This window comes from Polynucleobacter yangtzensis, assembly GCF_027924165.1.
Lineage (GTDB): Bacteria > Pseudomonadota > Gammaproteobacteria > Burkholderiales > Burkholderiaceae > Polynucleobacter > Polynucleobacter yangtzensis.
Map to the genome: position 1 here is coordinate 1,942,180 of NZ_AP026973.1, position 14,748 is coordinate 1,956,927.

The following is a 14,748-nucleotide window of genomic DNA, read 5'->3' on the forward strand; positions in this document are numbered from 1 at the left end:
TAATGGCAATTAACACTGACATTGAAGCAGTAGACGATATATTTCAAGAAGGCAAAGTAGTTGATGGATTTACTTTGGGCAAAGAGGTTCATCGCGGCGGAATGGCTAGCCTCTTTTCAGCAACTAAAGAAGGTGTTGATGTCCCCATTCTGCTAAAGATTCCACGCGTTGGTAGAGACCAGCCGGTTGAGAGCTTGATCGGGTTTGAAACTGAATTGACCATCTTGCGCTCTCTTAAAAGCCCCTACGTTCCTAAATATTTGGGTTCCGGCAACATGGCCACACGCCCGTATATCGCAATGGAGAGGGTTGAAGGGCGACCCCTCGAGGACTACATCAAAGAAGGTAAAGTTTTTACGATCGATGAAGTTGTTCGCATCGGAGCGGATCTTGCACAAGCAGTTCAATCACTACACTCTCAAGATGCAATACATCTAGACATCAAGCCTGAAAATATTTTGGTTGATGACAAGGGCAAACTAACCCTCATAGATTTTGGCTTATCGCATCATGCTCGCTATCCAGATTTGCTTGCAGAAGAAATGCGTAAAGGCGTTGGATCCGCACCTTATATCTCTCCGGAGCAAGTAGCTGGAATTCGCTCAGATTCGCGTAGCGATATTTTTTCTATCGGCGCAATCATGTATGAATTGCTGACTGGCGAACTGCCATTTGGCAATCCACAATCGATGAGCGGCCTTCGTAGACGAATGTGGGCTGAGCCGTTTCCACCACGGGCAATTCGCAGAGAGATTCCGCGCTGGCTTCAAGAGGTGGTGTTGAGATGTCTAGAGCCTCGCGCAGCCGATCGCTACCAGAGCGCTACTCGCTTACGACAAGTGTTGCGTGATCCTGAGGGCGTAACACTTACCGAACGGGCAGACCGTGTTGAGCCGCCTAGTTTTTGGCAAAACCTCAAGGGCATGTTCAAGGCCGCCGGCTACGAACCCTCTCCCAGTCCGCGTCCCAGCATGGGTAACTTTGATGCGCCTCTGATGATTGCTGCAATAGATACACGCCAATCTGATGAAGACTTAAGAGAGCGCATGCAAATTACCGCTAAAAACTTACTGCACGCTTATCCTGAAAGTCGATTAGTTTGCTTGAGCACCATTAGCAGCACTCCAACGTTCGAGGGCAACCAAGAAAATGAAACCGCCAGCGGAATTGTGCGCGGCCATTTAGTGCAACTCATGGATTGGGCCAAACCACTGAAGCTGCCACCAGAGAGAATCTCTTATCACGTGCTAGAAGCTCTTGATCCCGCCTCACGGATTGTTGAGTTTGCTAAAGATAATGATGCATCGCTTATTCTGATTGGCGCATCACATAAGCTACCCAACAAGGTAACGCCCTGGAGAACCTCGATGACTAAGATTGTCGAAGAGGCTCCCTGCAGCGTTCATATTGTCAGAACTTAAGTTCAGCGCATTTTGTCTTGCTTTTGATCCAAGATAAGCTCAGGCTCTTGCGCCTCAATCCAGTTATCGCGATTTAGCACGCTAGTTAATTGCTTTTGGTCTAGCTCGCCGGTCCACCTAGCCACCACAATAGTGGCTACGCCGTTACCAACCAAATTAGTCAATGCTCGTGCTTCAGACATAAAGCGATCAATGCCCAAAATAATCGCTAACCCAGCAACCGGCACATCTCCGACAGCAGAAAGTGTTGCAGCCAAAACAATAAATCCACTTCCAGTTACGCCTGCAGCCCCTTTGGATGTCAGCAAAAGCACTAATAATAGTGTGATCTCCTGCATGAGCGTCATCGGCGTATTGGTTGCTTGCGCAATAAATACAGCGGCCATAGTTAGGTAAATAGAGGTGCCATCTAGATTAAATGAATAACCCGTTGGAATGACGAGGCCAACACAGGTTTTCTTGGCGCCTAAAAGTTCCATTTTTTCCATCATGCGCGGCAAGACTGATTCAGACGATGAAGTGCCCAGAACAATCAACAACTCTTCTTTGATATATCGAACGAATTTAAAAATATTGAATCCATTGAATCGCGCAATGAGTCCCAAGACAATAAATACAAAAAGAAAGCAGGTTAAATAAAACGTGCCCATTAATTTGCCCAATGAAAATAATGAGCCTATGCCGTATTTGCCAATAGTGAACGACATTGCGCCAAAAGCGCCAATAGGCGCAAATTTCATGATGACGCCAATCATGTCAAAAAGAACGTGTGATGTTTTTTCAATTAAGTCAAACACCATCGTGCCGCGACCACCGAACTTATGCAATGCAAATCCAAACAATACTGCAAGGAAAAGGACCTGCAAAATTTCACCCTTAGCAAATGCATCTACAGCACTATTCGGAATGATGTTCATCAAGAAATCGGTGGTGGTACCCATCTTTCCAGGGCCGGTGTATGCAGCAATTCCTTTGGTATCCAAGCTTGCTGGGTCGACATTCATGCCAGCACCTGGTTGGAGCAAGTTAACCACGACCAACCCAACCACTAAAGCAATGCTACTCACGATCTCAAAATACAAAAGGGCCAGTCCGCCCGTTTTGCCAACCTTTTTCATATCTTCCATGCCGGCGATACCAACTACTACCGTACAGAAAATAATCGGGGCAATTAACATCTTGATGCCTTTAATGAAGGCATCTCCAAATGGCTTCATTTCCGTACCCAAACTTGGATAAAAATGGCCCAACAAAACACCAATAACAACTGCTGCAAGTACTTGAAAATAAAGGATTTTATAAAAAGGTGGCTTTTTTAATGAAACGGTCATTTCGATATCCTTTACTTAGTTATTGGCAGGCATTTTTCATCTCGGCTTGTACCATGTTAACTCCAGGTTAGAAAATGACCTTCATGCCGGATAATGCGGGGATGGAAGAAAAAGTTCGCGTCTCAAAATTACTCTCTGAGCTAGGTCTATGCTCACGCCGTGAAGCAGACTCATATATTGAACAAGGTCTAGTAACGGTAGATGGGGAAGTGGTTAATGAATTAGGAGTTCGCGCTTTCCGTCATCAAAAAATTGAGTTGCAATCTGGTGCCAAGGCACAACAAGCTTCTCGCATCACCGTGATTTTAAATAAGCCTGTTGGATATATCTCTCATTACGACGATGAACAAGAATATCAACCCGCAGCCTCTTTAATCACCCCCGAAAATTACTTTGCTAGTCCGCTAGACAAGGGTAGAAGTCCGCGCTTCAATACAAAGGGGCTAGCGCCCGCCGGAAGATTAGATATTGACTCTACTGGCATGCTGGTTCTGACTCAAGATGGCCGTATTGCTAAATTATTGATCGGCGAAAATAGCCCGATCGAAAAAGAATATTTAGTGCGCGTTGAAGGCTTACTTTCTTTCGAAGACTTAGATCGCCTAAGACATGGCCTCTCGCTAGACGGCGTAGAGCTAAAGCCGGCACAAGTGAGTTGGCAAAACGAAGATCAGCTTCGCTTTGTTTTGCGTGAAGGTCGTAAACGCCAAATTCGCAGAATGTGTGAGATGGTAGGCCTTAAGGTCTTGGGCCTCAAGCGTGTCAGAATGGGTCGCATCTCATTGGGGCCACTGCCCCCTGGTCAATGGCGCTATGTTGGCCCACATGAGCAGTTTTGAGTCTTCTTGGCACGCTTATAATTGCGTCCATTCATAGATTAATCAGCGCAGAATTACCATCAAAACTTCCATCCCCAGCACGCCAGGCGCAGAAGTACTTAGACGCCGCAGCTTTGCCATTATCTCGCACCCAGATGCGGGTAAAACTACGCTTACTGAAAAATTGCTACTCTATGCGGGCGCCATTCAAATTGCAGGCAGTGTTAAAGCACGTAAAGCAAGTCGCCATGCAACCTCCGACTGGATGGAGATTGAAAAACAACGGGGCATTTCTGTAGCAAGCTCTGTGATGCAGATGGAATATCGCGATTGCATCATTAACTTGTTAGACACTCCGGGTCACCAAGATTTCTCAGAAGACACTTACCGAGTATTAACTGCGGTTGACTCTGCTCTTATGGTGATTGATGCTGCCAATGGCGTTGAATCTCAAACATTACGCTTGCTGGAAGTATGCCGCGCACGCAATACGCCTATTGTCACCTTCATCAACAAGATGGACCGTGAGGTAAAACCGCCAATGGAACTCATGGACGAGATCGAAACGGCTCTCGGCATTGAAGTGGTTCCATTTACTTGGCCAGTTGGTATGGGTAAATCTTTTGCTGGTGTGATCGATATTGCCAATATGCGGATGCGCATGTTCAAAGCAGGCGAAGATCGCGTCACTGAAGACTCCCATGCAGTGGTTGATGTGAATGATCCGGCCCTTAAAGAGCACCTAGGTACTGACCTAGAGAATGCCTTGGCTGAAGTTGAACTTATTAAAGAAGCGATGCCTGCATTTGATTTAGAAGCCTTTTTGGCAGGGCGTCAGTCTCCAGTCTTCTTTGGTTCCGCAATCAATAACTTCGGCGTGCGGGAAATTCTGAACACATTAGTTGAATTAGCGCCTTCGCCAGGTTCACGCAAAGCATTGCAACGCGAAGTGAGTCCTGCAGAAAACAAATTCTCCGCAGTTGTCTTTAAGATTCAGGCCAATATGGATCCGGCACATCGTGACCGAGTGGCGTTTTTAAGAATCTGCTCTGGTCATTTTCAGCGCGGCATGAAGCTCAAGATATGTCGTAATGGCAAAGAAGTGCGCACTAATAATGCGCTTTCCTTCTTGTCACAACGACGCGATATTTTGGACGAAGCTTTTCCTGGAGACATTATTGGCTTACCCAATCATGGCTTACTTCGCCTTGGCGACACATTAACCGAGGGCGAACAGCTCCAGTTCACTGGTCTGCCATTTTTTGCGCCTGAAATTTTCCGCATGGTTGAGTCTGCAGATCCACTGCGTTCAAAACAATTGCGAACTGGACTGATGCAATTAGGTGAAGAAGGTGCCATTCAAGTCTTTAGGCCAATGGCTGGCGGCACTATGCTACTGGGTGCATTTGGACAGCTCCAGTTTGAAGTAGTTAGTCACCGACTCCAAACCGAATATGGCGCAGAGGTACGTCTATTGCCAGCTCGCTACAGCCTGGCGCGCTGGGTAAGCTCAGACGACCCTGTTGCGCTAAAGAAATTTACCCAAGAAAACATTCATCGCATGGCCGAAGATGTTGTAGGCGCATCCGTTTTCTTGGCATCGCATAAATCAGAATTAGACGTTGCTCAACAACGGTGGGAATCAATTCAATTCCACGCACTGAGAGAGCATGCCGGTCTAATTTATCAATCAGATTTAGCAGGCTAAACCAATCAACCGCTTCAATAAATTAACGCGGCGCTTTGCAATCAAACACAGCAACCAACTGAGTATCGCCGCTTCTGAATGAAGCCGTCTTGCCGTATTGGGCGCAATACGCATTTGCTTTTTTTGTTAACTGTTCAATCGATTCTCCGCTACTATCTAAGAAAGTAACGTGATTGGAGTCAGAAGCATCGGTATACACTGCAGCACAAGCGCTCAATATCAATATGCAGCTTACGCTAAGCATGAAATTTTTTAGTATTTTGTTCATTTAGAGTTCGCTCAGCTTTTGTAGAATCTTTCCAGTAATTTTGCTGGCAGCTGGTCTATAAATCAAAATGCAGACAATCGCTACTGGATAGGCCACCACCCAAACCTCAAGCCACAGCCAAAAAAAATTTTCCGTTGGGCCAACTCGTACAAAAGTAGTGGCAAGCGTAATGCTCAGGGACATTAAGAAGCCCATTACAAGGGCAAAAACTAAACTGGGTAAATTCATCATGTTTACATCATAGCTTCTGCAAGCGTTAACTGTTATTCTGGATTGTGATCACTATTGTGCGCCCTAGATAGGGGAATCTCTGAAGCAAGCCTTGAGATTCATCATTCCATTACTCTAGGAAATTTATGGCTGTAGGCCAAAATCAAAGAACCAGAAAAAACGACTCTATGCTTACCAAAACTGGTAAAGCGCGCTTAGGGCCCCTTAACTCAGCACAGCTTACTAAGTTATTAGAAGCAAGCACAAAACCAAAAGAGAAAAGCAAAATATTGCGAGCTCTTAGCAAACATAAAGTTGTGGTTGCGTAATTAAAAAGCCCCGCTTATCGGGGCTTTTTAATTAGATCGTCATGTAAAAATTAAACGCAAAATTTATTACGCTCTTCTCACTAACATCCTCTTTCCCAGTATGACTGTAGAGACCACCAAAACTGCAAATATTAAGTTCATGACTGTGAGCGAATCTCCAAGCAAAATACTCGCTGCCACTAAAGTACAAAACGGTTGAATTAGCTGCACTTGGCTGACTCTTGCAATGCCACCAATTGCAAGGCCCTCATACCAAAAGAAGAATCCAAGAAACATGGGAAATAGGCTGAGATAAACAAAGCTGGTCCATGCCACTGTGCCTGCGTATATATATTCTGGGTTATATGTCAGCCAAGTCATCACCAGATTTACGGGCAATGAAATGACCAATGCCCATGAAATTACTGCGCGCGGGTTCATCTTTCTTGACAACTCGCCGCCCTCTACATAGCCAATGCATGCACTGATGCCGCCCAAGACTAACAGTCCATCAATATAGGTAAAGCTTCCCGAACTCTTGAGCAAGGCATATAAAACAACCAAGCCAGCCCCCAACAGAGATACCAGCCAAAAACCTAATGAGGGTCTCTCCTTAAAACGCAGAACCCCAATCACCGTTGTAGCAAGCGGCATCATTCCTAAAATAACAGCGCCATGAGAGGAGGAGCCTTGGGTCATTGCAACAGTAGTAAAAATAGGAAATCCAAATACAACACCTAAAGCTATTACAACAAACTTTACAAAATCGACCTTGGAAGGTATTTCCTCTTTTTTATAGAAAAGATAGGCGAGCGCGACAAGCCCTGCCAAACTTGCTCTACCAAAGGCAATGAAATAAGGGTTGAAGCTTAAAACAGCAATTTTGCTAACTGGCAGCGTTAAGCTAAAAATCAGAATGCCAATAAAGCCAATCAACATTCCTTTGGTTTCTTTGTTCACCATCACCCTTTTTCTTGTATTAAATGAATTGTATTAACAATCGACCTCAGGTGAGCTGTAATATTCAACAACTCCCTATGAAATTCAACGCCCATATAAAAGCTATTTATCTTGTGAGCTCCGCTGGAGCAAAGATGCAATCTGCTATCTCCGCCAAACTCATTGCTGGTATAGGCATTGAGGGAGACCGCTATGCCATGGGCACTGGAGCATATTCTGCAACGGAGCCTGCTAAGGTACGCCACATCAGCTTAATTAGCCTATCAGGCATTGAAACGGCTAATGAATGGCTAAAAGCTGGTGATGAGCCCACTTTTGACGCTGCAGAGACACGCCGAAATATCGCACTTGAGGGCATCACTGCAGCCGAACTCAATGGCCTGGTAGGCAAGCGATTTCAGTTAGGGGACATTCAAATGCTGGGTACTGAACTTTGCACTCCGTGCGAAAGACCCGCTCAACTACTCAGTAGACCAAGCTTCATGGATGCATTTGAAGGACGCGGAGGGATTCGTGCTGAGGTATTAAGTTCTGGAGTCCTAGCCATAGGTGATCAGCTATCCACAGAGAAAGAAAAATGATTGAATACCGCGACAACGCCACTATTACTGCTGAGCAAGCGATAGATCTTTACAAACGCTCAACTCTTGGAGAGCGTCGCCCTATTCACAATGTACAAACCTTTGAGGCCATGCTCAAAAATGCCAACCTTACAATTACAGCATGGGATGGTGAAACTTTAGTTGGCATTTCTAGGTCCTTAACGGACTTTGCTTATGTGGCATACCTTGCAGACTTAGCGGTCGATCAAAAATATCAACGCTCAGGAATTGGTCAGCGACTGATTGAAGAAACCAAATCTCGACTTGGCCCTGAATGCATGATTGTCCTGTTAGCCGCGCCCAAGGCAAACGAATACTACGAGCACATTGGCTTTGAACATAATCCGCGCGCCTGGACTCTAAAAAATAATTAAGTCTTTATCATTGCGGCATGACCATTACTCGATTTTGTTTAGTTCGCCATGGTGAGACAGACTGGAATGCCGAGCGTCGCCTTCAGGGCCATACAGATATAGACCTAAATGCTCGCGGCTTGGCGCAAGCCGAGCAAATGGCGCACGCCATCAAAAGAATTAATCTTGCATTTGATGTTTTATATACAAGCGACCTCCAAAGAGCTGCCAAAACAGCAAAAGCGATTGAACAATTATTTGCCACATCGGCCATTACCAATGCGGAGCTTAGAGAGCGACACCTTGGAGCGCTGCAAGGCCTCACCACCGATGAAGCGCCTCAACTCGAGCCAGACCTTTGGAAGTCTCATCTGAGCAGAAATATTACTGAGGAATTACGTGGCGGAGAAAGCATTCAACAATTTGCAGATCGTATTAACGCCGCTCTCGAGAAAATCCGCGAAAAATATCTTGGAAAAACAGTTTTATTGGTGAGCCATGGCGGCGCATTAGACATGATGTACAGAATCGCAAGCAATCAAGCCTTAGACGCTGAAAAAGCTGTTGCCGTACCTAATGCCTCCCTCAACTGGATCAGTCATGATGGGTATACATGGAAAGTGGACGGCTGGGCCGATACTAGCCACCTAGAAAATTTAGCGCTAGATAATTTAGACCTCTAAAGACTAAAAATCTGGTCCTCTTAATCAATAAGCCACCCTAGGGTGGCTTATTATTTTTGTATTTACTTAGCGTGCTGTAATTTATTTTGATCTGATACACAAAAATCAACGATTACATCAGCAAAGCCTAAGTAACGAGAATTACTTTTTCTGAAGCGATCAATTTCTGCAGCCAGGGGCGAAGCAACGCCTTTAAAGCCAGCATCTTCGTAGCCAGGGTGATATGGAGCCTCTTCAACAAATTTGTTTGTCATACATTTACCTTAATAAGTTAGCACCCAAAAATGAAAATTGATTTTGGGAAATATCGATGTTTTAAATACCGCATTTGCGACAAGAAAAAAATGGCAACCTATTCGATCAGAATGTGCATAGAGACTCTCCCAAAGCGGACCATCGCTCACGGACTATCGCCGCGCTAACGGATGCCGCTCCCCCTGTCCTTGATACCTGAGAGATTCACCCTAAGCGTAGCTTAGGGCTTGCTCCTTCGGTGCACCATAAAAATGGTGACTCTCCAGACGGCTGTTTAGGATAAGCAGTACCTTCCTGGTGGATACCTGAGCGTTCATGGGAGTTTGCGCCTTCGGTGGAGGGAGGCCCCTCACTCTCCTGCTTATGAAAATTATAACCGAATGATAGTTTTATCAAACTAGTGATTTGTACCAATGCACACTAAAAAGCCATCGCCAAAATAGATAGTCCCGAGATCAACATGACCAGCTCCATCAGCAATAAAAATTTATCTTCTGGCAATGCCAACACTATTTTTTTGGAAAAAATTGAGCCAGCCAAAACACAAACTCCAATTAGAAGTCCCTGCATGATAGCCATCATGTTCAAAAATCCTAGCTGGTGAAATGCTATGCCCTTGGTAAATAAAATTGAAAGGGTGCTTGCTGCCTCCGTGCCCAAGAAGGAACCTTTACTTAAGCCATACGCCAAAAAGAATGGGGTATTGATTGCTCCGGTAGTAGCGACAATGCCTGTCAAGTAACCGATGGTGGCGCCAACCAAGCCCATCTGCCAAAGCTTTAAATAAAAATTCTTTTTTCGCATCCAGCGGCGGATTGGAACTAACAAAATTAGAAAACCGCCCAAAGTCATTTCGACCAATCGCTCATCAAGCCGCACTAAAGTATTCACACCTAACACCGTGAATGGTATTGCTGCAAAACTATAGACAATACAAACGCGCCACCGAATGACATTCCACCACAAAAAAATACGCGAGAGATTAGCTACGGTTGCAACTAAAGCAATAACAGGAATGGCCTGAATAGGCCCATAAAAATAAACGAGGGCGGGCATTAGGATGATAGTGGTGCCAAAGCCAATGACACCACCCAAAACTCCGGCGCCCAGACCGAGCGAACCCAGAACTAGAGCCTGAAGAATCAGATCAAGCAAGCTTACTCATCTCAAATATCAACAGTGGGTGACTAAATAAATACCCAGTCAATCCTTTAGCGACCGCCCTGGCAATCTAGCGGCATTTCCCACATGGGCTTACCTTGAGAATAGTTACAGTTAACCCCATCAGGAGAGGTTGTGCTGGCAAGACAGCCTGTTAGAGCCATAGCAACTAAAGTCGATGTAATAGTAAGAAGTAATTTTTTCATGATTTTTTATCCCGATTGAATGTATGAAATCCACTCTATTAGATATCCAATTTATAGCAGAACTTTTGTTAAAAAAACTGCCCGCGGGCGGTCTTAGAATTCCTCACCAGGAAAATTAAACGTGAATTGAATGACCCCTATGCAACCATGCTATACAAGGGCCAGCCTACATTGAGAATTGCCAATGTAATGAGAGTCCCAAAAGTAAATTTCATTCCCAATACACGGCTACTAAAGTTGGGCGGCGGCTCATTAATACCTTTGGCATGAATTAAGCGCCCAATGATTAAAGCGATGCCGGGAAGAATTACAAGCCACCAAGGGGCGCCATTTAACTCAAGACAAGCAATCAAAATGAGTCCAATTGGCACATACTCGGCAAAGTTACCTTGAGCGCGAATAGCTCTTTCAAGATCGTCGTAACCTCCACTTCCTAGGCCAACTTTATTTTTTCTTCTAAGGCCAATTACCGCAAAAGAAAGCTTTACGAAAATAATAGTCAAGATTGCGGCAATAATTGAAGTCATTAGCAACATTTATTTCTCCTTAAATAACTTCCAAAACTTTGCTTAAAGAATTTCCTTCGTAGTTTGGTTTTTCACCAATCTCTTCAAAAGGATGGCCAAGACGATTGACCCAAAATACATCAAATCCGTACCATTTCGCTGCTAAAGCATCCCAGGCATTGCTTGAGACAAACAAGATCTCTTCTTTCTTCACTGGAAAAGCTTTTAGTAGAAGTTCGTAAGCCTGCGGCGCCGTTTTAAACAAACGCACATCCTCAATTGTCACAACCTTATCCAGGTATGGCGCTAGACCATTACTTTCGACTACCATTGCCAACATCTCTCTACTACCGTTAGACAAAATTGCAGTAGAAATTCCCATATCCTTAATCGTTTTAAGAACGCTTAAGCTGTCGTTAAATCCAGTGAGCTTGGCATACTGATCCATGAGTCGCTTCTCATATTCTGCTGTGAGATTTAATTCCATGCGCTTACAAACATAGCGAAGCGAACGAATGGTTAATTCCCAGAATGGCAGATAGTGTTTACTTCCACCCGGATTGGGATCGCTCATCGTAACTAAGCGGGTATATTCAATTTGACGATCGCGCCACATTAAAGCAAAAGCTTGCCCGTGGCCAGGAAATAATTCTTCCGCCAACTGGCCCATTGAGTACACATCAAACAATGTTCCATAGGCATCAAAGGCTATCAGCTTATACATGCAGTCTCCAGCTTTTTATTATGAGTTTCTATTGTCGCTTAATGGCCTTGAGGTCCGTGAGTGATGGAAGCGACTGCGTTCCTTATTGAAATAGGAGCTACTTTAATACCGGTTTTGTTATCAATTTTTTCGATCAATAAGTTCAATTTAATTCATTTGACTAATGTTCTATCTCAGAACAAGATGAGTTCGTAGCAAGCAATAAGTAAGCGCCTAAAACTGGGGAAAGATTATTAATAATTTTTAACAAGGAGGGCATGTCATGAGCATTCTCATTACATATATGGCGGGCGAATAAAAATACTGTCTAGCACACAGACTATTTATAGCTTTATCAGTTAATCTGAACGACAGAGATTAACAAATCAAATTATTTGTTATCTAAAAGGAGATCAATATGACATCAAAGGGAATATGCCCAGTAGCACACGGAGCAAATACAGAGTCTGGCAATACTCCAATGGCATGGTGGCCTAAGTCACTTAATCTCGATATTCTGCATCAGCACGATACCAAGACCAACCCGATGGGGCCATCATTCAATTATCGCGATGAATTAAAAAAGCTAGATGTGAACGCGCTCAAAAAAGATATGCGAGAGCTCATGACAAATAGCCAAGATTGGTGGCCAGCCGACTGGGGGCACTATGGTGGCCTCATGATTCGGATGGCATGGCACTCGGCCGGCAGCTATCGTATCGCCGATGGTCGCGGCGGAGCCGGCACTGGCAATCAACGTTTTGCGCCGCTCAATTCGTGGCCTGACAATACCAATTTGGATAAGGCTCGCAGGCTTTTATGGCCCATCAAGAAGAAATATGGCAACAAGGTTAGCTGGGCAGATTTAATGATTCTCGCCGGCACAATTGCTTACGAATCCATGGGGCTAAAAACTTTTGGCTTCTCATTTGGACGTGAAGATATCTGGCATCCAGAAAAGGATATCTACTGGGGATCAGAAAAAGAATGGCTACAAAAAAGCGGCGGGGAAGGTAGTCGCTATTCTGGCGAACGCGATTTAGCTAACCCGCTTGCAGCAGTGATGATGGGCTTGATTTACGTTAACCCAGAAGGTGTTGATGGCAATCCGGATCCGCTGAAAACAGCCAAAGACATGCGGGTCACATTCGCTCGCATGGCCATGAATGATGAAGAAACTGTTGCACTGACAGCGGGTGGCCATACAGTGGGCAAAGCACATGGTAACGGTAACGCTGCAAATCTTGGACCCGCACCAGAAGGAGCGCCAATTGAAGAGCAGGGCCTCGGTTGGATGAATCATAAGACTCGTGGCATCGGCCGAGATACCGTTACCAGTGGCATTGAGGGCGCATGGACCACCCATCCAACCCAATGGGATAACGGCTATTTCCGCTTATTGCTCAATTATGAGTGGAAGCTCACCAAGAGTCCTGCGGGTGCTTGGCAATACGAGCCAATCAACATCAAAGAAGAAGATAAGCCTGTTGATGTTGAAGACCCATCCATTCGTTGCATGCCGATGATGACAGATGCGGATATGGCTCTCAAAATGGATCCTGAATATCGCAAAATTTCCGAGAAGTTTTCAAAAGATCCTGCGCATTTTTCAGAAACTTTTGCAAGAGCATGGTTTAAGTTAACCCACCGGGATATGGGTCCTAAAGCAAGATACTTTGGCCCAGACGTCCCTAAGGAAAGCTTGATTTGGCAAGATCCTATTCCAGTCGGCTCAAAAGACTATGGGGTTGAAGCGATTAAAACGAAGATCAAAGCTAGCGGCTTATCCATCAGCGATATGGTGACAACGGCATGGGATAGTGCTCGCACCTTCCGAGGCTCAGATAAGCGCGGCGGAGCTAATGGCGCACGCATTCGTCTGGCACCACAAAAAGATTGGGTTGGCAACGAGCCCGATCGCTTAGCAAGGGTGCTGAGTGTGTATGAAAAAATCTCTAAAGACTCTGGTGTAAGCATTGCTGACATCATTGTTCTCGCCGGAAATATTGGCATAGAACAAGCAGCGAAGGCTGGAGGATTTGATATCAAAGTGCCATTTAAGGCTGGTCGTGGAGATGCCGCTCAAGAAATGACTGATGTTGAATCTTTCGAAGTTCTAGAACCATTGGCTGATGGTTATCGGAATTGGCTGAAAGAAAACTATGCAGTCACTCCTGAAGAGCTGTTACTTGACCGCACCCAATTAATGGGCCTAACTGCCCAAGAAATGACAGCGCTTGTTGGTGGCATGCGCGCACTTGGTACAAATCATGGCGGCACTCAACATGGAGTATTTACGGACAAGCCCGGCGTATTGAGTAATGATTTCTTTGTGAATCTCACTGACATGAGTTACTCATGGAAGCCAACTGGCCGCAATAGCTATGACATCGTTGAGCGCATTACTGGCAAAACCAAGTGGACTGCTACACGAGTGGACTTGGTGTTTGGGTCAAACTCTATCCTGCGTGCATATGCTGAAGTCTATGCACAAGACGACAACAAAGAGAAGTTTGTGAATGACTTTGTTGCTGCATGGACCAAAGTCATGAACGCAGATATGTTTGAGTAGTAGAGCAATTCAGGCGCTAAACAGGGGGCAGTTTATGCTCCCTGTTTTTTAATGGCTCTTCAAATAATCAATTACCCATGCTGGATCACTATCGCTTGGGAAGATGGGGTAATGAACTGCCTCGATTACACCGTTGTTCGCAATGAGCGTGACTCGCTTTAAGAGAGTCATTCCAGCCGCTACAAAGGTTGGCATATTCAATGCCTTCTGAAATTGATAATTCACATCACTAGCTACTGGAAATGGGAGATGAAGTCGATCGGCCATCTCTTTTTGATACTCAGTAGTTTGAACACTCAAACCCACAACCTCTGCGCCCAATGCCTGAAGCTCTTGGTAATGATCCCTAAATGAACAGCTCTGCGGTGTGCATCCTCTTGCTCCAGGAATTTGATCCCAACCATCTGGCAAAGCAACATTGGGTTGCCCTGTCATTGGGTAGCAATAAATAACCAACTTACCTTTGATGTCACCAAAGTTAATGGCCGTTCCATTGGTAGCATTTAAAGAAACGTTAGGCAGCCTCATACCCTTCAAATGATTGGTCGAGCCATCATCTTGAGGAATGGGGAGATCTGTAGGGAGCTGATTTAGGTTTGTCATATCTAAATACTATACAAAAAAGCCCCACATGAGGCGAAGGAAAATAAAAAACCACCCGAAGGTGGTTTTGGTGTTTCTTG

Annotated in this window: 17 protein-coding genes and 1 riboswitch; of the genes, 7 read left to right on the plus strand and 10 right to left on the minus strand. The window is 45.0% G+C overall.

Going from position 1 to position 14,748, the window contains the following annotated elements; genetic code table 11:
• The first annotated feature begins 2 nt into the window (after positions 1-2).
• The gene (locus QMF28_RS09770; protein WP_281742494.1) at positions 3-1,421 is read left to right on the plus strand and encodes a serine/threonine protein kinase; all 1,419 of its coding nucleotides are present in this window, start codon (positions 3-5) and stop codon (positions 1,419-1,421) included.
• Positions 1,422-1,423: 2 nt separating this feature from the next.
• Here QMF28_RS09770 and QMF28_RS09775 read toward each other — a convergent pair whose 3' ends face one another.
• Positions 1,424-2,752 carry a dicarboxylate/amino acid:cation symporter gene (locus QMF28_RS09775; RefSeq protein ID WP_281742495.1) on the minus strand — a complete coding sequence of 443 codons (1,329 nt, stop codon included), beginning with the start codon at positions 2,750-2,752 and terminating at the stop codon, positions 1,424-1,426.
• 101 nt (positions 2,753-2,853) lie between these two features.
• Here QMF28_RS09775 and QMF28_RS09780 point away from each other — a divergent pair, with 101 nt between their 5' ends.
• Together QMF28_RS09780 and QMF28_RS09785 are read left to right on the plus strand one after the other, a co-directional pair.
• Complete coding sequence (locus tag QMF28_RS09780) at positions 2,854-3,591, plus strand: pseudouridine synthase (RefSeq protein ID WP_068319885.1); 738 nt, start codon at positions 2,854-2,856, stop codon at positions 3,589-3,591.
• 58 nt (positions 3,592-3,649) lie between these two features.
• Complete coding sequence (locus tag QMF28_RS09785; protein WP_425594921.1) at positions 3,650-5,278, plus strand: peptide chain release factor 3; 1,629 nt, start codon at positions 3,650-3,652, stop codon at positions 5,276-5,278.
• Positions 5,279-5,300: 22 nt separating this feature from the next.
• On the opposite strand, the gene QMF28_RS09790 is transcribed toward QMF28_RS09785, so the two are convergent.
• From QMF28_RS09790 to QMF28_RS09800, 3 genes are all read right to left on the minus strand, one after another.
• A complete protein-coding gene (locus QMF28_RS09790; protein WP_281742496.1) occupies positions 5,301-5,546 on the minus strand; it encodes a hypothetical protein in 246 nt (81 codons plus the stop codon).
• Positions 5,547-5,777: a DUF2798 domain-containing protein gene (locus tag QMF28_RS09795; protein WP_288051425.1), complete on the minus strand. Its 231-nt coding sequence runs from the start codon at positions 5,775-5,777 to the stop codon at positions 5,547-5,549.
• 374 nt (positions 5,778-6,151) lie between these two features.
• Positions 6,152-7,003: a DMT family transporter gene (locus QMF28_RS09800; RefSeq protein WP_281742497.1), complete on the minus strand. Its 852-nt coding sequence runs from the start codon at positions 7,001-7,003 to the stop codon at positions 6,152-6,154.
• Between the two features lie 155 nt (positions 7,004-7,158).
• Between QMF28_RS09800 and QMF28_RS09805 the strand changes: the two genes are divergently transcribed.
• From QMF28_RS09805 to QMF28_RS09815, 3 genes are read left to right on the plus strand one after another with little or no spacing between them, the layout of a single operon-like run.
• Positions 7,159-7,605 (plus strand): MOSC domain-containing protein, encoded by a 447-nt coding sequence (locus QMF28_RS09805; protein WP_281742498.1) that lies wholly within the window; start codon positions 7,159-7,161, stop codon positions 7,603-7,605.
• A complete protein-coding gene (locus QMF28_RS09810) occupies positions 7,602-8,000 on the plus strand; it encodes a GNAT family N-acetyltransferase (RefSeq protein ID WP_281742499.1) in 399 nt (132 codons plus the stop codon). The genes QMF28_RS09805 and QMF28_RS09810 overlap by 4 nt, the downstream gene beginning before the upstream one ends.
• Before the next feature lie 17 nt (positions 8,001-8,017).
• The gene (locus QMF28_RS09815; RefSeq protein ID WP_068319918.1) at positions 8,018-8,662 is read left to right on the plus strand and encodes a histidine phosphatase family protein; all 645 of its coding nucleotides are present in this window, start codon (positions 8,018-8,020) and stop codon (positions 8,660-8,662) included.
• Positions 8,663-8,724: 62 nt separating this feature from the next.
• Here QMF28_RS09815 and QMF28_RS09820 read toward each other — a convergent pair whose 3' ends face one another.
• The 5 genes from QMF28_RS09820 to QMF28_RS09840 form a co-directional block, all read right to left on the minus strand.
• Positions 8,725-8,916, minus strand: a complete 192-nt coding sequence (locus tag QMF28_RS09820; protein ID WP_281742500.1) for a hypothetical protein — start codon at positions 8,914-8,916, stop codon at positions 8,725-8,727.
• Between the two features lie 173 nt (positions 8,917-9,089).
• A riboswitch (glycine riboswitch) is annotated at positions 9,090-9,193 on the minus strand.
• 144 nt (positions 9,194-9,337) lie between these two features.
• Complete coding sequence (locus tag QMF28_RS09825; RefSeq protein ID WP_281742501.1) at positions 9,338-10,072, minus strand: sulfite exporter TauE/SafE family protein; 735 nt, start codon at positions 10,070-10,072, stop codon at positions 9,338-9,340.
• Between the two features lie 56 nt (positions 10,073-10,128).
• The gene (locus QMF28_RS09830) at positions 10,129-10,284 is read right to left on the minus strand and encodes a hypothetical protein (RefSeq protein ID WP_281742502.1); all 156 of its coding nucleotides are present in this window, start codon (positions 10,282-10,284) and stop codon (positions 10,129-10,131) included.
• A 137-nt stretch (positions 10,285-10,421) separates the two neighbouring features.
• Complete coding sequence (locus QMF28_RS09835; protein WP_281742503.1) at positions 10,422-10,820, minus strand: MAPEG family protein; 399 nt, start codon at positions 10,818-10,820, stop codon at positions 10,422-10,424.
• 10 nt (positions 10,821-10,830) lie between these two features.
• Complete coding sequence (locus QMF28_RS09840) at positions 10,831-11,514, minus strand: haloacid dehalogenase type II (RefSeq protein ID WP_281742504.1); 684 nt, start codon at positions 11,512-11,514, stop codon at positions 10,831-10,833.
• Positions 11,515-11,911: 397 nt separating this feature from the next.
• On the opposite strand from QMF28_RS09840, the gene katG reads away from it, so the two are divergent.
• Positions 11,912-14,065 carry a catalase/peroxidase HPI gene (gene katG, locus QMF28_RS09845; protein WP_281742505.1) on the plus strand — a complete coding sequence of 718 codons (2,154 nt, stop codon included), beginning with the start codon at positions 11,912-11,914 and terminating at the stop codon, positions 14,063-14,065.
• Positions 14,066-14,113: 48 nt separating this feature from the next.
• Here katG and QMF28_RS09850 read toward each other — a convergent pair whose 3' ends face one another.
• Positions 14,114-14,668, minus strand: coding sequence for a peroxiredoxin (locus QMF28_RS09850; RefSeq protein ID WP_281742506.1), 555 nt, complete (start codon positions 14,666-14,668; stop codon positions 14,114-14,116).
• Between the last annotated feature and the right edge of the window lie 80 nt (positions 14,669-14,748).